This is a genomic window from Snodgrassella sp. B3088 (assembly GCF_026535815.1).
GTDB classification, from domain to species: Bacteria; Pseudomonadota; Gammaproteobacteria; order Burkholderiales; family Neisseriaceae; genus Snodgrassella; species Snodgrassella alvi_E.
Window position 1 is genome coordinate 170727 of sequence record NZ_JAFNPG010000004.1, and the last position, 16976, is coordinate 187702.

The 16976-nt window shown below is 40.0% G+C and carries 15 protein-coding genes and 1 tRNA gene; 5 read left to right on the top strand and 11 right to left on the bottom strand.

Annotation, left to right across the window (positions count from 1 at the left end; genetic code table 11):
- Positions 1-42: 42 nt before the first annotated feature.
- Positions 43-1572, bottom strand: a complete 1530-nt coding sequence (gene ubiB / locus J3U75_RS04005; RefSeq protein WP_267390642.1) for a ubiquinone biosynthesis regulatory protein kinase UbiB — start codon at positions 1570-1572, stop codon at positions 43-45.
- 86 nt (positions 1573-1658) lie between these two features.
- A complete protein-coding gene (locus tag J3U75_RS04010) occupies positions 1659-2168 on the bottom strand; it encodes a HugZ family protein (protein ID WP_267390643.1) in 510 nt (169 codons plus the stop codon).
- A gap of 318 nt (positions 2169-2486) precedes the next feature.
- On the opposite strand from J3U75_RS04010, the gene J3U75_RS04015 reads away from it, so the two are divergent.
- Complete coding sequence (locus J3U75_RS04015) at positions 2487-3047, top strand: hypothetical protein (RefSeq protein WP_267390644.1); 561 nt, start codon at positions 2487-2489, stop codon at positions 3045-3047.
- A gap of 78 nt (positions 3048-3125) precedes the next feature.
- On the opposite strand, the gene obgE is transcribed toward J3U75_RS04015, so the two are convergent.
- The 4 genes from obgE to J3U75_RS04035 form a co-directional block, all read right to left on the bottom strand.
- Positions 3126-4259: a GTPase ObgE gene (gene obgE, locus J3U75_RS04020; RefSeq protein WP_267390645.1), complete on the bottom strand. Its 1134-nt coding sequence runs from the start codon at positions 4257-4259 to the stop codon at positions 3126-3128.
- A gap of 171 nt (positions 4260-4430) precedes the next feature.
- Positions 4431-4703, bottom strand: coding sequence for a 50S ribosomal protein L27 (gene rpmA, locus J3U75_RS04025; protein WP_025331257.1), 273 nt, complete (start codon positions 4701-4703; stop codon positions 4431-4433).
- A gap of 20 nt (positions 4704-4723) precedes the next feature.
- Positions 4724-5032 carry a 50S ribosomal protein L21 gene (gene rplU, locus J3U75_RS04030; RefSeq protein WP_267390650.1) on the bottom strand — a complete coding sequence of 103 codons (309 nt, stop codon included), beginning with the start codon at positions 5030-5032 and terminating at the stop codon, positions 4724-4726.
- A gap of 542 nt (positions 5033-5574) precedes the next feature.
- The gene (locus J3U75_RS04035; protein ID WP_100140407.1) at positions 5575-5835 is read right to left on the bottom strand and encodes a hypothetical protein; all 261 of its coding nucleotides are present in this window, start codon (positions 5833-5835) and stop codon (positions 5575-5577) included.
- Between the two features lie 667 nt (positions 5836-6502).
- On the opposite strand from J3U75_RS04035, the gene J3U75_RS04040 reads away from it, so the two are divergent.
- Positions 6503-7477, top strand: coding sequence for a polyprenyl synthetase family protein (locus tag J3U75_RS04040; RefSeq protein ID WP_267390652.1), 975 nt, complete (start codon positions 6503-6505; stop codon positions 7475-7477).
- Positions 7478-7525: 48 nt separating this feature from the next.
- A tRNA-Arg gene (locus J3U75_RS04045) sits at positions 7526-7600 on the top strand.
- A gap of 129 nt (positions 7601-7729) precedes the next feature.
- Here the strand turns inward: J3U75_RS04045 and J3U75_RS04050 are convergent.
- From J3U75_RS04050 to J3U75_RS04065, 4 genes are read right to left on the bottom strand one after another with little or no spacing between them, the layout of a single operon-like run.
- Positions 7730-8773 (bottom strand): nucleoid-associated protein, encoded by a 1044-nt coding sequence (locus J3U75_RS04050; RefSeq protein ID WP_267390653.1) that lies wholly within the window; start codon positions 8771-8773, stop codon positions 7730-7732.
- A gap of 14 nt (positions 8774-8787) precedes the next feature.
- The gene (locus tag J3U75_RS04055; RefSeq protein WP_267390654.1) at positions 8788-10650 is read right to left on the bottom strand and encodes a DUF3732 domain-containing protein; all 1863 of its coding nucleotides are present in this window, start codon (positions 10648-10650) and stop codon (positions 8788-8790) included.
- Entirely contained in the window at positions 10647-11099 is a 453-nt protein-coding gene (locus J3U75_RS04060; RefSeq protein ID WP_267390655.1) for a three component ABC system middle component, read from the bottom strand. Before J3U75_RS04060 ends, J3U75_RS04055 begins: the two co-directional genes overlap by 4 nt.
- Positions 11096-12328 carry an ABC-three component system protein gene (locus J3U75_RS04065; RefSeq protein ID WP_267390656.1) on the bottom strand — a complete coding sequence of 411 codons (1233 nt, stop codon included), beginning with the start codon at positions 12326-12328 and terminating at the stop codon, positions 11096-11098. Before J3U75_RS04065 ends, J3U75_RS04060 begins: the two co-directional genes overlap by 4 nt.
- A 431-nt stretch (positions 12329-12759) precedes the next feature.
- Here J3U75_RS04065 and J3U75_RS04070 point away from each other — a divergent pair, with 431 nt between their 5' ends.
- Positions 12760-14460 carry a formate--tetrahydrofolate ligase gene (locus J3U75_RS04070; protein ID WP_267390657.1) on the top strand — a complete coding sequence of 567 codons (1701 nt, stop codon included), beginning with the start codon at positions 12760-12762 and terminating at the stop codon, positions 14458-14460.
- 259 nt (positions 14461-14719) lie between these two features.
- Here the strand turns inward: J3U75_RS04070 and tal are convergent, their stop codons facing one another.
- Positions 14720-15775, bottom strand: coding sequence for a transaldolase (gene tal / locus J3U75_RS04075; protein ID WP_267390658.1), 1056 nt, complete (start codon positions 15773-15775; stop codon positions 14720-14722).
- A 207-nt stretch (positions 15776-15982) separates the two neighbouring features.
- On the opposite strand from tal, the gene J3U75_RS04080 reads away from it, so the two are divergent.
- On the top strand, positions 15983-16957 hold the full coding sequence (locus tag J3U75_RS04080) for a KpsF/GutQ family sugar-phosphate isomerase (RefSeq protein WP_267390659.1): 975 nt from the start codon (positions 15983-15985) through the stop codon (positions 16955-16957).
- Positions 16958-16976: the final 19 nt, after the last annotated feature.

Here is a 16976-nt window from a genome sequence, read left to right on the forward strand (position 1 = left end):
AATATAAAAACTGCACCAACAATTAATTGAGGCGCACACAAATCACTTAAACACAAACACAGCCAGCAGAACCAACGCAATCACTGCAAGCCAGAAGTTCTGCTGCCGCTGCGTGCGCAGCAGATGAACATAAGCATCACGCCATTCCAACTGGCGCTTTTCATCCACCAACGCATTCAGCTTGCGCGGTAGCGCCGGCAGCATCTGTGCCCAATCCGGGGCTTCCTGTCGCAGCGTTTTCCACAAAGCCTTTATACCAATCTGATTATGCATCCAACGTGTCAGAAAAGGTTTAGCAGTTGCCCATAAATCTAACTCTGGATCAAGCTGCCGTCCCAAGCCCTCAATATTCAGTAAAGTCTTTTGTAGTAACACCAGTTGCGGCTGAATCTCCACATTAAAGCGGCGGCTGGTCTCAAATAGGCGCATCAGCACCATCCCAAAAGAAATCTCAGCCAGCGGCTTATTAAAAATCGGTTCACATACCGCACGTACCGCTGCTTCCAGCTCTTCCACTCTGGTGTCAGGCGGTACCCAACCGGATTCCACATGCGCTGTTGCCACACGATGATAATCCCGATTAAAAAAAGCAAGAAAATTAATCGCCAGATAGCGTTTATCGTAATCAGTCAGCGTACCGACAATACCAAAGTCCAAAGCGATGTAACGACCATCATCCGCCACCATAATATTACCCGGATGCATATCTGCATGAAAAAAGCCGTTATCAAAAACTTGAGTAAAGAAAATTTCCACACCATAACGGGCAAGCTGATGTAAATCAATATTTTTTTCACGCAACCTGTCTAAACACGCTACCGGAATACCATCCATCCACTCAATAGTTAGGACACGGCGGGCACAATAATCATAATAAACTGCAGGGATAATCAGCATCGAACTGTCAGTAAACTGGCGCCCGAGCAGACTGGCATTAGCAGCCTCGCGCATCAGATCCAACTCATCATGCAGATAATTTTGAAATTCTGCCACCACCTCCCGAGGTTTCAATCGCTTGCCATCAGCAAACAACCACTCTACCCAGCGTGCGCCCACTGCCATTAGGGCTAAATCCTGATCAATTACTGGCGCTATGTTCGGACGTAATACTTTAACTGCCACTTTCTGGCCTACCCCGCCATCAGCAGCAAACAAATTAGCCTCATGCACCTGCGCAATAGAAGCACTGGCAACTGGCTGCGGATTGAAGCGGGCATAAATTGCATCCAGTGGCTTACCCAGTTCTGCTTCAATCACTTTAATGGCCACATCACTGTCAAAAGGCGGCACTCGATCCTGCAATAATGACAGCTCACGCGCGTAATCAGCAGGTAGCAAATCCGGACGAGTTGATAAAACCTGCCCAAACTTTACAAATATTGGCCCCAGACTCTCCAGCGCCAAACGCAATCTTACCGCAGGCAACTCTTGCCGGTACTGGCGTCCGCGCGGAAACCAGCGTGCCAGTTTTTGCAACCATAACGGTCGAATATGTGGCTGCACCAAATCCAGCAAACCAAATACGTATACCGTATGAATAATTACCCATATTCGTTTAGGCCAACACCACATGCACGCAGCTCCGGTATATCCGCAGAAAACAGCTATTGTACGGGATTTTATCTTTCTTTACCGGCCAATAGCCACGTACAAAAGTATCACACTGTTTTCGCATTCTTTTCCGTTAACTGCACGGCACCAGCCACATCACCTGGCGTAAACACAAAAGCACGTCCAAAACCAGTTACCAGCCGTGCCTTTTCCAGCCGCAACCGGAACAGCATAAAATCTGGCAGCCCACTAAGCACATCAACAGTATTGCCCAGCTTGGTCTTCATTGCCTCCAAAGCGGCAATACCCTCAGTAGTATCTTTTTCAACAGTCGTCACAGCGGCAGCATAATTCATACGTGCACGTGCAAAAATATTGCGCGCAGAAGCTTCATCTTCTATTAGCAGAACATTTGCCTGCTGTTGCTGTTGCAAATTCTGTGTATGCAAAGCCAGACCGGACAACAGAACATACAGATAGCCATCATGCTCGGCAAAAGGTGCATAACTTGCATGCGGTTCACCATCCTGCCCTACCGTAGCCAGTACCAGAGAATCCAGTTGCTGTAGCCGCGTGACTGCTGCCTGAAGTTCAGCTACATCGTATTGTTCACTCATATATTGCCCTAAAAAAAATTATCCAAAATTAATGATAATAATTTTCATGTTAAAACTCAAATACCCTTTATACTCATAATTACAAAAGCAGCAAGCTACCATTACCCCAAAAAGTACCGTACCATAAAAAAATAAACTCAATTCGAGCATAAAAAACACAAAAACCTACAATCAATACTGTCCGCTCCAGACTATAGGTTTCACCAAACCACAAATAAAATTCAGCTTCAGCACAGTCAGAAATTAGGTAAAATCACCACTCAGATCACAGTCAAGCTTACGGCCAGCTCCAGATAAACCACAGTAATACAGCACATCATGAATAACCAGCCTCATTCCGCAACCCATTCTTCCACAACCCAGAAACGTCCGCGCCAGTTGAAACAGCGCATACTTAAATTAATATTATTCTGTGGTTTCTGTATTCTGTATATCTTTATCCTAGCCACAATAGATAGCCGCACTGCCAGCAACCACAAACCGTGGCATTCTGATTTAACCATTGCTGCATTTAATCCAGATGGTTCATTTCTAGCCTTACCCTATTCCTATATTCAGCAGCACCCATTGGCCGGCACATCTTTTTTGGCCAAAAACACAGAAGGCAGCAAACAGAAAAATGACAACGATACCTTCAAATACACAATCATCGAGCAATCAGCCCAACATCAGCAGATACGCACTAGCCTGCGTACCAACCGCAGCATGACCATTGCAATCTATCAAGCAACAGCACATACCGTTACACCCATCAAATCCATCAGCTACAATATAGAACAGATATCCATGGCAGCCGTAATGGCTCTTATCAGCGTTTTAATTCTTCAATTTGCATACCGCTTGCTAGGCCGCCGTACTGCTAAAAAGCAGACAAGATAAACATACATTTTCTTCATACAAAACAAATTCCATAAAAAAGCCACCTGCAACAGGTGGCTTTTTGCAATTATGGCGAAGTCATTCCGGCTGGATTAAATTATTAGATGGCATAATCTCAGTTACAGCCTCATCTGAATCCTGTAACTCTGCTTGTAATTTATGCCGCGTATCCAGATACCGCTGAATAGTCTGCACTAACTCCTGAGTGCCCTGATGTGCCAAAGCACTGATTTCAAATACCCGCGGCACAGACAGGTCAAATTCATACTCATCATCCGGCTGCGGATAATCCCAGCCAATATCAGCAAGAAATTGCGCCACCCGTGCTGACCGTTCATCTTCAGCCAGCATATCGATTTTATTCAACACCAGCCAGCGCGGCTTATCATGCAATGCTTCATCAAAACGGCGCAGCTCTTCTACAATCGCCAGCGCTTCGGCTGCTGGATTCACTCCATCATCAAATGGAGCCAGATCCACCACGTGCAGCAACAAACCAGTACGCGAGAGATGTTTCAAAAAACGGTGGCCCAGACCAGCCCCCTCAGCCGCACCTTCAATCAAACCTGGAATATCAGCCATCACAAAACTATGATTATCATCACTACGCACCACGCCCAGATTCGGATGTAATGTAGTAAATGGATAATCGGCTACCTTCGGACGCGCTGCTGAAACCGCACTGATTAAAGTGGATTTACCCGCATTGGGCATACCCAGCAAGCCCACATCAGCCAGCACTTTCAATTCCAGCAGCAAACTGCGTGCCTCACCCTCTTCCCCCGGCGTCGCCTGCTTTGGCGCACGGTTAACTGAAGATTTGAAATGAATATTTCCTAAGCCACCTTTACCCCCTTTAGCTAGGCATACCCTTTGGCCATGATGAGTTAAATCAGCCACCACCTGCTCCGTATCCGCATCACGAATCAGCGTTCCCACCGGCATTTTTAGCTCAATATCATCGGCACCACGCCCATAACGGTCAGAACCATGGCCTTTTTCACCATTTTTAGCCTGATAGCGTTTAACAAAACGATATTCAACCAGCGTATTGATATTCTCATCTGCCACAGCCCAGACGCTACCGCCTTTACCGCCATCACCACCATCCGGTCCACCCTTAGGCACAAATTTTTCGCGCCGGAAGCTGGCTGCACCATTGCCGCCACGGCCGGCAACTACCTCAATTTTTGCTTCATCAATAAACTTCATAACGTTCTCAGTCTGCAATATTTATGCTCAGGCCAAAACCACATGTCTCAGGGCTAGCGTCGTCACACGATTATAACCAAACTCCAGCAGAATAGCGCTAGCTGTAAATCCCCTGCTGCGTCCCAACAAAAAAGCCCTGCCAGACAGGCAGGGCTTGATAGCTGTAAAAACTTACTCGTCTGCGCCAGTATAAGGACGCACACTTACGGTTTTACGGTTCAACGCGCCTTTCACAGCAAATTCCACATAACCATCCACTTTCGCGAATAGAGTGTGATCTTTGCCCATACCTACGTTTTCACCGGCGTGAAAACGAGTACCACGCTGACGAACAATAATAGAACCAGCCGGAATCAGCTCATTACCAAAGGCTTTAACGCCCAAGCGTTTGGCTTCTGAATCACGACCGTTGCGGGAGCTACCGCCTGCTTTTTTGTGTGCCATTCTGTTATTCCTTCACTCAATTAGGCAATCGCCACGATTTCAATCTGGGTAAAATTCTGGCGGTGGCCCTGACGTTTCTGATAGTGTTTACGACGACGCATCTTGAAAATGCGTACTTTATCGTGACGGCCATGTGCAACCACTTTAGCGGTTACTTTAGCGCCTTCAATAAAAGGCGTACCCACCTTCACCGCTTCACCGTCAGCAATCATCAAAACTTCATTCAGTTCGATCTGGCTGTCGAGTTCTGCTGGTATCTGTTCTACTTTTAATTTTTCGCCAACGGAAACTTTATACTGTTTACCGCCGGTTTTTACGACCGCGTACATACTCAACTCCAATAGGAATTCAATTAAAAAACAAAAACTAAATTTCCGCACAAAACGGAATTGGCGATTATAACAACCACGGAATTAACTGTCAAAACAATAACAACGTTGTATAAGCGCAGAAGATGGCTACCGCAGCAGGTTTCAGTAAACCATAATACATAGTATTACCAATCATAAAGCAGTGACAAAAACCAGCAACCGTTATTAACTAAAATTTTAAAAGAAATAAACACCAACTGAATAAACAAGCACCTAAAGCAACCGCAAAAAGATTGCTTTTAAAATGAATTATAAGCAATTGAGTAAAACTAAATTCTTTTATTCTTAAAGCCTTGATTAATCACCGCACAGCAAACTATGTTAGCTCAGAATTTCATAGCAAAATGGTCAAAAGAAACGTCAGTTGGCCCTCGTTAAACCTATCGATACCTACAGAAAAACTGCTGTAAGCACAGAAGAAACAAAAAATACATCTTTCCAATCAAAAAGAAAGATGTATTTAAGATTTCAATTTCTAAAAATTTATGCCACCGACAAAATTAATAGGCCACAGGCGGCTGAGGTTCCAGAGGGTCGATAACTTTTGTCGGACCATTTTTGAAAGCACACCAATTAACTCTCAATAAATCACATGGCAGCCACTTTGAAGGCGGTAATTTAACAATCGGATTAGCGATAGAAGGTGATTTAAACAAACTGATATGCACACCACCCTTGTCAGGTGGATTACCTGCATAACAAGAAAAAGAAGCAACACTTAAACTTAAAATACCCAAAACAGTTAACACAGATTTTTTCACAATGATACTCCTTTGGCTAAAGTAAAGAGTTTAAATAAACTCATTGATTACAATACATTTTTTAATATATGTTGTAAACTTTTTATTTAAAGAAACAAAAAAATTGTCTGATTAACACAACCATAAAAAATCCAACCAGCCAGCCCGTAATTTAAAAAAATTTATATATTCCACGTAGCCAACCAATACCAAAAACATAAAATCAATAAAAAGCTTCCTTTCCTTCACGCCAGCATAAAACAAAACCTAATACAAAAACGTTCAAACTACATATACAAAAGATATACAGTCCTATAGCAAGATTGATTTATCTAATCTCACTCACAACCAAAGCCAACAAAAAATATTCAGCGTTGAAATAAATTAATTTTAATCACAACTCACAAATCCTATTACTTTCTTAGGAAAACAGATAGATAAATGAAAACTCTACTCAGAAAATAATTAATAAACATACCCTGATTGATCTAGACAGCATTAGCTGGCTTCAGTTCCAGCCCAATTTATCCGAATTCTCCCTAAGCAAGAAATCATCAGAATTTACCCAATCTAACTTTTCTATCCCCAAAATTAATTTCAAGTATAATACTAAGCAATAGTGCTCAGTAGCAAACAGCACATTTCGATTAAAACACACCACCAAAATACGTTGCAGAAACACATACACATGCTCGAAAACCTGCCCTATTTCCAAAAACACCTACCTGAAGACCTAAGCCGCGTTAACGCTGTCATCAACCGTGCAGTCGAATCCGAAGTCGTACTTATCTCCCAAATTGGCCAGTATATAATTAGCGCCGGCGGCAAACGCTTGCGGCCGATTATCACCATTTTGTCCGGCAAGGCACTGGGCTATGATAAAGACCCACTATTTTCCCTTGCTGCCATGGTGGAATTTATTCACACTTCTACCCTGCTGCACGACGATGTAGTAGATGAAAGCGATCTGCGCCGCGGCCGTGAAACTGCCAACAATCTTTTTGGCAATGCCGCCGCCGTACTGGTAGGCGACTTTCTCTATACCCGCGCCTTTCAGCTGATGGTAGGTTCCGGTAGCCTGCGTATACTGGAAGTCATGGCTGAAGCCACCAACATCATCGCCGAAGGTGAAGTGATGCAGCTGATGAATATCGGCAATATTGACGTCACCGAAGAGCAGTATATTCAAGTAATTGAATACAAAACCGCCAAATTGTTTCAGGCGGCAGCACAAGTGGGCGCCATATTGGCCGGCGCCAGCGCTAAACAAGAATCGGCACTAAAAAACTACGGTACCTATCTGGGCACTGCCTTCCAGATTATTGATGATGTACTGGATTACACCGGTGATGTAGACACCATCGGCAAAAATGTCGGCGATGATCTGGCCGAAGGTAAACCTACCCTACCCCTGATTTACCTGCTCAACCAAGGCAGCCCTGCTGCCGCAGCCGATGTGCGCCACGCACTGGAACATGCCGACCGCAGCTACTTCGACAAAATTCACGACCATGTACTGAATTCAGATGCGCTGGCCTATTGCACTGCGCAAGCCAAAAAAGCGATAGATAAAGCCGTAAGCTGCCTAAATGATTTACCGGCTAATGAAACCACGCAAGCTATGCGCGATTTAGCATTGGCATCTTTAGCCCGAATCTCATAAAATAGCGGGCTATAGCCGCTTTTGACTATAGCCCTTCATTGTACAAGTCTCGCCGTAGTTCAACGGATAGAACACATGCCTCCTAAGCGTGCGATACAGGTTCGATTCCTGTCGGCGGGACCAAATTTATTCAAATTTTATAAATTTATTAAATACTTAGCAAGTAGAATTATATCTTTTACCGTTTTCTATACCGCTAAAAACATTATAAGAAACCCAGCAAAGCAGCAACGTCACTAATTTTTTTAAGCATCAGTTTTCTTCCTGATAATAAATTTTGTAAAATTTACGTCCATCGTCATCTCGTCCTTTTTCAATCATATCCTTACCACCGTGTATATAGATATGAAAGTTTTTATCCAGCTTCACTACACTTTTAAAATATTTCTCCTGCTTTTTTACAGCTTTCGGAGAAATATCAAAGTTTCTGACGGGTTCCAACTGATTTTCCTGCGCATAATTCTGACTAAAATCCTGATATTTTTGAATCAAATCATCTTGCGCAAATACCTCCTGCTCAAATTGCTGCAAATCGAACTGTTCATTATTTTTAAAATAATCAACAGACCTATTCAGCAATCCGATTTTTTCTGATTTACTGGCCTCATCATCAGCATCTATGGTTTGAGCAATAAATTGCTTAGCTGATTCCATAATATGAGTTGTCTGATGATAGTCGTTGTTAATGGGTCTAATACTTAGAAAATCATCAGTCCAGTATTTGGCTTCCGCACGCCGGTTGGTGTTATCCACAATAGCTACCAGATAACCCTGCTCTTTATGCAAATTAAAAATCAGACACCCCTTATCTAGCTTATGAATACTTAACCCCTCAATATCCGCCAAATCATAACCAGTCTGTTTGTCCTCAACCTTCAGAATTTTCTGTTTGTTTTCTGATTTAAAAATACCGATACAATCGACTATTTCATCATCAACCGTACAATCAGCGAGATTAAATACACTCAATTCTCCGGCCTTAATTTGCGGATGGTTACTTTTTTCATACAAATAACGCCCCATATTTTTAGACTGATTAATAAAATCATCAATATCAGTATACTCAAACATGGCTTTGATAATGGTATAAACCGGATTGAGCGCCAAATCGGGAAAAAAATGAAACTGATACAATTCATCAAATTTAAAATTGGAAGTGATTAACTTATTAAGTGTTTCTTCCACATTTTCATAATTACTTAACTCATCACACAGCCGCACACCGTCTGCAGTACTTTTATTGCCTATACTGTGTATTATTAATCTGCTGATATTTCCAAGAACAAATTTCGGCATAGATTTAACCATTTTTATAAGAGCTCATTTGGTATAAGAGCATTTCCATCAATAAATTCAGCAATTAATTTAAAATTCGGTAATTTATCCCAATCACTTGCTAGTGCATGATCAGTCAAAATTATTTGAAACGAATTTTTATTTTCATTAACCATTATATCAATAAAAGAATTAAGTACCTTAAATATTATGTTCAACATTTTTTGATCTTTTTCATAACGTAAAAAAGGAGTGCTAGGTTGATCAATAAATATAATTTGTGGAACATAATGAAGATTCATTTTGGCCATATGCATATGCAATGCCAAAAACATGCATAAATGCAAAAACACATAATTAGCCTGACTTCCTATTTCGCTTATAGGCAAAAATGCTGACATATTTGGTGGAAAAATATCTAACATCAAGTTTTCTTCATTTAAAGCTACACAATATCCTTTGTATTCAGTATCTTTATTAAGCTGATCATACACTTTTTGTGCAGTTTCATTAAATGATTTTATTTTTTCCAATTTTATACATTCAAATTGAACAGTATCAGATTGTGAAGATAATGTTTTTTTCTGTTCATTTAATATTTTTAATCGATTTGAGCTATCAATTAATTCACTTTCAATTTTTTTAATTTCTTCAGCTGTTAAAATAGATTTTAATCTACCTTCTATATTACCAATATTGATATAATTAGTATGATTAAACTGAAATTTATCTGCTGATTCATTTTTTTCTGTAATTTCTTTATTTATTTTGATTAATTGCTCATCAAATTTCTTTAAATCCTCAGAAACATCTAAGGGTGAAATTTGCTGATTTATATTATTTTTAATAGAGTAAAAAGAATCTCGTAAAGTTTGTAAAAATTTTTGTGTTTCATGAGATTGGACTAGTTGATTTGATAAATTCTCATATAAAAACTTAATAGGCTGCAAACTATCTGCTGATTTTTTTAAGTTTTCTTGATACCGATTATATTCACGCTTATATCTTTTCAACTTCGCTATTTCTAGTTCAATATCATTCTTTTGTTGATTAAGCTTTTCATTTTCTTCATTAAATATATACTTACCCTCTGCCATATTTTTGGCGGTACTAATAACTTGCTCAATAAATAATATTGCTTCATCTTCATTTTCAAACGATTGTGACAAATCAATAAAATTATATTTTTTTGATTCTTCTATTAAAAATTTAACTTTAGCTTTAAAATCTATAATTTTTTTCTCCCTTTCTTGAATGTCGGCTTTAATTTGCTTAATTTCTCTTGCTATTCCTTTTCCAGCTTTATTTGTTGCTTTTATTTCAGTGTTATCAGCACCTATGATTAATTCAAATATTTGATTTAACATTTTACCGGTAGTACTGTTTTTAAAATCATCTTTAAAAAAATGTAGATCAAAATATCTATCTGGTTGAGCAATGACTTTTTCTGTTAAAGAGCAGAAAATTAAAAAATGCCTATAACATAATAAATTGTTATAAGCTTGTTTTAATTCACCAGAAAAATTAAATAATTTATTCAAGCGTGATTTAACTTGTGAAATAGTCTGATTACTCGACGGCATTTCAGGCAAAGGGCCTAACCCAAAATATACATCTTGAGAAACTATACTTTTTTCAGGAGAACCTCGAGCTATTGAAATTTCTTGCTCATTGATGATAAAAGTAATACCAAACCATGAGACAGCATTAGCAATTTTATCTGCAATTTGTGTTATACCAGATAGTAAACAATAATCAACAATGCGCCAGATAGTTGATTTACCTGTGCTTGAAGCTCCAGTTATAACATTAACTTTATTTTTTTCAAAAAAATAGCTTTTCGGTTCTGAAGTGTCATTTTTAAACCAAAGTTTAATTTCGAGTAGTATAAAGTTCATAATTGTATTCTAAATATAAAATATAAATCAGAAAGGGAATAATTTTTAATCAATGCAACAAATTTAGGTATAACATGTTCAATTTTTGTGAATCTTAATCCTAATTCATTAACATTAAATTCAAATTCTTTATTGATTGTTATCGAATCTGTTATATTAATGACATTACTTTTTTGAAGAATCATTAACGAATTAACAGTAACAGGCAACAATGAGAGAAATCTGTTATTAAACGAAGTAAAATATAAACGTTTAGATTGGATAAATTGTTCTATATTTTCATAGTTAGCTTCATCTTTTAATAAATGATTAACAATGCGATTATCTAACAAAAATGGTAAAACTAAAGGGGCTGAAGCAATATCCATGCGTTTTAACTTGTTAATAACAGACATTAAAACCGTGGTAGCAATAGCTTCATTATTATAAATGTAATATAATTTTTTCATAAATTTTTATACCTATTTTTCCAGTCATAATGCCAACCTATTTTTAATTCATCTGAAAGTAAATATAAATAACCATTACTTGTATAAATACTAAGAGGAAAAGTATTACCTGGTACAGTCATTTGTTTTTTTCTTAATTCATCAAGAATACCAATCGCTAAAGACTTAATATCTTCTTCTAAATCTTTTATTAAACATCCTTCATTAATCTTTTTTTTAATTTCCCTATATTTTTCTTTAGAGACGTTTCTCCAAGTACCCATAATATTTTCTTCAAACATATCCAAATCAAATTGGTATATTTCTTTATTTTCAATCCAATCTGATAATATATTTATTGTATGAAGTTTTTGGAATGTAAAGTCTCTTATTTCGTCAGAATCATCTTGATAAATATCTCCTATATCCAGTAATTGTTGAATAAATATCTGGCTTTCTAAATTGTCTAGAAGATCCATTTCCAATCTTCTTTCAGGTAATGGACAGTTTTTATACATTATTCTCATACACTGACCAAAATCTTTTAAAAAATCATTAAAACTTATTTCATATTTTCCTTCAGAACAAATTTGACTATATTTTTTCTCTTGAAGTTGAGAACAAAAGGAATTAAAAATAGTTTCAGTATATTTATCATTCATGCATTTTTTTAAGATTTCATCTTTTATTTTTTTTATTACATCATTATTTCCAGTTTCAATATTCAAATTATTAAGAAATAGTCTTAAATTGCTTGATGATAATTTTTTAAATTCCGTAATACAATTTGCTATTTCTGGGTTATTTGTAGAAATAGAACTAATCTTGTTTAAAAATATTTGTGTATCGTTATCTTCTTTTGATTTAAAAGCCTTTAAGGCATCTTGAAATTTATTTTCTTTTTCTTCCTTATTTGTTATCAAAATAAATTTACACTTTTCAAGATTTTCAAAATTTGGTAATTGGATTAGATTTAACCAATTTAATAATGTTTTCCATAAGTCCTTATCAAGGGTAGTAAGATTAACTGAATTTCCTTGTGCCGCTTTTTGTATTGTATGTTTGATTTGAATAAATTCAGTAGTACCATCTGCTTTTTGAATATGTATATCTTCTTTAACTTCGAATCCAATTTTTTCCCCAACTTCCATTCTCAGTAAAAGCAATAAAAAATAGTAAGAATGATAACTCTGGGCTGCATCTTGAGCACCAGCCCCATGATTTTTATAAAATTTTTCAACGTCATTCATGCTAATTTACTCTAATTTTTTTACATTTGAATCATTAATTTACAAAAAAAGTTAGTAAATTTTGAAATTACAAATTTGCTTTTGTTTAATCTTAAAATATTTTATATATTTGTACATAAATATTAATAATAATTTACTGATTATAATATTAGAAATTATTATGATGAAAAAATACAATTGCAAATTAAATACTTACATAAAACTTCAGTAATTCAACCAAATTTAGAGTGGTATTTAAACCACATATTTTTTTCGCGCAAACGTCTTTTAGATTTTATTCAAAATAAATTGCAAAATTTATAACTAAATTTTAATGTAACCTATATTAACTGTTTTACAATTGTATACTTACTATATATTTACATAAATAGCTTATCGTCACGTCAATAAGCATTAATTTAAATTGTTCTCAAATTTTTAGGAATATAAGAATGACTGCATCTCTACTCCCGATTACCGAAGTCGCCCGCAACTGTGGTATCCCCGAACAATACCTGATTCCTTACGGCCGTGAAGTGGCCAAGGTAGATTTGGGGGTGATTCAGCCGCAAGCTAAACAGGGCAAGCTGGTATTGGTGTCGGCAATTACGCCTACGCCGCTGGGAGAAGGTAAAACGGTAACCACCATTGGGTTAAGTCAGGGGCTCAATTTTATCGGGCAGAAAGCAATAGCCTGTATCCGCCAGCCTAGTCTGGGGCCAGTGTTTGGGGTAAAAGGCGGTGCGGCTGGCGGTGGCAAGGCGCAGGTGTTGCCGATGGAAAAGCTGAATCTGCATTTAACCGGTGATATTCACGCGATTACCGCTGCGCATGATCTGGCTTCGGCAGCTTTGGACGCGCGTTTATACCATGAAGAACATCTGGGTGAAGATTTTACGGCACAAACTAAGCTGCCACGGCTGAATATTGATAAAAACCGTATAGTCTGGAAACGGGTGATTGACCATAACGACCGTGCTTTGCGGCGGATTAAGGTTGGCCTAGGTGGCGGCGCCAATGGGGTGGAACGCGAAGACGGATTTGAAATTTCAGCCGCTTCGGAGCTGATGGCGATTCTGGCACTGGCGACAGATTTACAGGATATGCGCCAACGTATCGGCCGCATTATTCTGGCTTATGATACCCAAGGCAAGCCAATTACGGCGGAGCAACTCGAGGTAGCCGGTGCAATGACGGTGCTGCTGAAAGATGCTATTAATCCGAATCTGATGCAGACGGCAGAGCAGACACCGGTGCTGATTCATGCTGGCCCGTTTGCCAATATTGCCCATGGTAATTCTTCGGTACTGGCAGATAAGGTGGGCTTACAGCTAGCTGATTATGTGGTTACCGAGGCAGGGTTTGGTTCGGATATGGGTATGGAGAAATTCTTCAATATCAAATATCGTCAGACGGGTGTAGCCCCATCCTGTGTGGTGCTGGTAGCCACAGTACGCAGTCTGAAATCCAATAGTGGGCGCTTTAATATTAAGCCGGGTCAGCCTTTGCCGGATGAAGTTAGCCAATGCAATGTGGCGCTCTTGGCAGAAGGCAGTGCCAATCTGGGCTGGCATATCCGCAATGCGAAAAGCTATGGTCTGCCGGTAATTGTGGCAATTAATCGTTTCCCTTATGACCATGAAGAAGAGCTGGAATATGTGCGCCAGTATGCACTGGAACAAGGTGCCAGTGCCTGTGAAATCAGTGAAGCATTTACTCAGGGTGGAGCGGGTACGCAAGCTTTAGCCCGCCACGTGGTGGCGGCATGCGCACAGAATAATACAGTTACCCTGCCCTACGCGGACAGTATGCCGCTGGAAGAAAAAATTCAAACTATGGCGAAGAAATATGGAGCACGGCAAGCAAATCTGTCGGAGCGGGCTCAACAGAATATGGCGGAAATCCGTCAACTCGGACTGGATCATTTGCCTTTGTGCATGGTGAAAACGCCGTTGTCTATCAGTGCTGACCCAAATCTAAAAAATGTGCCTATTGATTTTGATATTGATATTGCGCGCTTGCAGGTATCAGCCGGTGCAGGTTTTATTCGTGTATATGCGGGTAATGTGATGACGATGCCGGGTCTGGGTACTTTACCGGCTTACCGTCAGATTGATATTGATGCTGAGGGTAATATAGTTGGTTTGCATTAATGTTGTCTTAGTCGAATAATATTCAGTTGTTTGATTAATGTTATCAAAGCCATAATGGTTACTATGCTGTTGTGGCTTTTTAATTTGCAACTAATAAACAATAGGATGGTATTGTGCAGATAAATCTGAGTGAGGATTTCATCTTTTGTATCAAATAAGTATAAATTTTTAGATGTATTTATATTTAAAGATGGAATAAACATAACAGATACAGTTTGGCCAATGACAAATCTGTCCTGTTATGTTTTCAAATCAATGCTTAAGCCAGTGGTTGTAATAAAGCGTCAAAGGCATCAACAAATTGCTGCAAGCCTTCCTGTTGCAATCTGCTGGCAAGTGATTCGAGGTTGATACCTAGTTGTTCGATTTCAATCAGTACGCTTTTGGCCTGTTGTACTTCCTGAGTAAGGGTAGCTGCTGCGCGGCCGTGGTCAATAAATGCTTTCAGGGTATTGGCTGGTACTGTATTGATGGTATCTGCTCCGATAATGTTCTCTATATAGCAGACATCTGAATAAGCCGGATTTTTGGTGCCAGTAGAGGCCCAGAGCAATCGCAATGGCGCAGCCTGCTGTGCCGCCAGATCGGTAAATTCACGGCTTTGAATAAATTCCTGCCATTCGGCATAAGCGGTTTTAGCCAGTGCAATAGCGGTTTTTCCCTGTAAGGAAGCTGGCAAAGTGATATCCAGTGCACTATCAATGCGTGATAGGAAGAAGCTGGCCACTACTTGAATGCGGTTAACAGGCAAATTCTGTGCCAGTCGCTGGCGCAGGCCTGCTGCGTGTGCCTGCCATGCTTTCTGTAGCTGATCTTTGGAGAAAAGCAGGGTCAGGTTGACATTGATACCTTGTGCCACAAGTGTGGGTAAGGCTTGTATGCCGCTATCAGTAGCAGGTACTTTTATCATGACATTGGGGCGATCAAGCTGCTGCCAGAGGCGTACGGCTTCAGTAATGGTGGCCTGTGCATCATCGGCCAGATCGGGCGCCACTTCCAGACTGACCAATCCAGCTTTGCTATGACTACGTTCATACAGTGGCAGGCAAACATCACAGGTAGCCTGCACATCCGCCACTGCCAGCTGCTCGTAGCGCTGTTTTGGGGTGAGCGCTTGTTGTTTGAGGTGGTCGATGTCGCTCTGATACAGGCGGTCACCCGCGAAAGCTTTCTGAAAAATGGCCGGATTGGAAGTCACGCCACTGATACCGCTTTCCAGCATTTGTGCTAGCTCTCCCGACTGAATCAGACTCCTGGAAAGATTGTCCAGCCAAATCTGCTGTCCCAGTGTGTTGACTTGTGCTAATACGGCCATATTTATTCCTTGTGGTAAATATCTGTTAGATATGTTTTGTTAAGGTTAATCAATTGATTGAACCAGTTACGTTTACGTTGAGGTTTACTCTAACGAGGCTTGGCTATTTTGACAAGTTTCTGATGCAAACAAAATGACCGTTATCAGGTTATAATCAGGTTAAATTTGTTGTGTCTTTGTTTGCGTTTTTCTGCTGCAGATGGTGTTATGAACATTCAGGATAAATATTTGGACTGGGGCAAAGAAGTATTTGCTATTGAAGAACAGGCTGTACGCGAAGTTGCAGCCAGTCTGGATGAGCATTTTACTGCGGCTGTGGCCACGATTCTGGATTGTCGTGGCCGTGTGATTGTCACCGGTATGGGTAAAAGTGGCCATATTGGGCGCAAAATTGCTGCTTCGATGGCATCTACGGGTACGCCTGCTTATTTTGTTCATCCGGCCGAGGCGGGACATGGCGATCTGGGTATGATTGTAGATGGCGATGTGTTGATTGCACTGTCCAACTCTGGTGAAAGTGAAGAAATCCTTGCTTTGATACCGGCAATCAAACGCAAACATGTACAGCTCATTTGCATCACCGGCAGAAATGATTCGAGTATGGCCAGACTTGCTGATATACATGTGTGCGCTCATGTCTCACAGGAGGCTTGTCCATTGGGGCTGGCTCCAACGTCTAGCACAACAGCGGTAATGGTATTAGGGGACGCTTTGACGGTAGCTCTGCTACGGGCGCGCCAGTTTACGCCGGAAGATTTTGCACTGAGCCATCCGGCCGGTAGTCTGGGTAAACGGCTATTGTTGACAGTGGCAGACGTGATGCATGCTGGTTCGGAAATGCCGCTCGTTCAGGAAAATACTCTGTTGCGACAGGCAATCGTAACCATGAGCGAAAAAGGCTTGGGTATGCTGATTGTGGTAGATGGTAACGGGCAACTTAGTGGTTTGTTTACAGATGGCGATTTACGCCGTCTGTTTCAAAGCAATCAGCAATTGCAAGACTGGGTGATGGCCGATGTGATGGGCCACGCACCAAAAACCATTACGGCGGATCGGCTAGCGACGGAAGCTTTAAAAACCATGCAGACAAACAAAGTTAATGGTCTGGTGGTGATTGATGAACTGAATCACCCTGTAGGCGCGCTGAATATGCATGATTTATTGCAGGCACGTATTGTTTAGGCGCGTTGAGGAGTGATAT

Bases quoted from the DNA above. Each gene is read 5' to 3' on its own strand.
- ubiB (WP_267390642.1), bottom strand. From the start codon at position 1,572: ATGTGGTGTTGGCCTAAACGAATATGGGTAATTATTCATACGGTATAC.
- J3U75_RS04010 (WP_267390643.1), bottom strand. From the start codon at position 2,168: ATGAGTGAACAATACGATGTAGCTGAACTTCAGGCAGCAGTCACGCGG.
- J3U75_RS04015 (WP_267390644.1), top strand. From the start codon at position 2,487: ATGAATAACCAGCCTCATTCCGCAACCCATTCTTCCACAACCCAGAAA.
- obgE (WP_267390645.1), bottom strand. From the start codon at position 4,259: ATGAAGTTTATTGATGAAGCAAAAATTGAGGTAGTTGCCGGCCGTGGC.
- rpmA (WP_025331257.1), bottom strand. From the start codon at position 4,703: ATGGCACACAAAAAAGCAGGCGGTAGCTCCCGCAACGGTCGTGATTCA.
- rplU (WP_267390650.1), bottom strand. From the start codon at position 5,032: ATGTACGCGGTCGTAAAAACCGGCGGTAAACAGTATAAAGTTTCCGTT.
- J3U75_RS04040 (WP_267390652.1), top strand. From the start codon at position 6,503: ATGCTCGAAAACCTGCCCTATTTCCAAAAACACCTACCTGAAGACCTA.
- J3U75_RS04050 (WP_267390653.1), bottom strand. From the start codon at position 8,773: ATGCCGAAATTTGTTCTTGGAAATATCAGCAGATTAATAATACACAGT.
- J3U75_RS04055 (WP_267390654.1), bottom strand. From the start codon at position 10,650: ATGAACTTTATACTACTCGAAATTAAACTTTGGTTTAAAAATGACACT.
- J3U75_RS04060 (WP_267390655.1), bottom strand. From the start codon at position 11,099: ATGAAAAAATTATATTACATTTATAATAATGAAGCTATTGCTACCACG.
- J3U75_RS04065 (WP_267390656.1), bottom strand. From the start codon at position 12,328: ATGAATGACGTTGAAAAATTTTATAAAAATCATGGGGCTGGTGCTCAA.
- J3U75_RS04070 (WP_267390657.1), top strand. From the start codon at position 12,760: ATGACTGCATCTCTACTCCCGATTACCGAAGTCGCCCGCAACTGTGGT.
- tal (WP_267390658.1), bottom strand. From the start codon at position 15,775: ATGGCCGTATTAGCACAAGTCAACACACTGGGACAGCAGATTTGGCTG.
- J3U75_RS04080 (WP_267390659.1), top strand. From the start codon at position 15,983: ATGAACATTCAGGATAAATATTTGGACTGGGGCAAAGAAGTATTTGCT.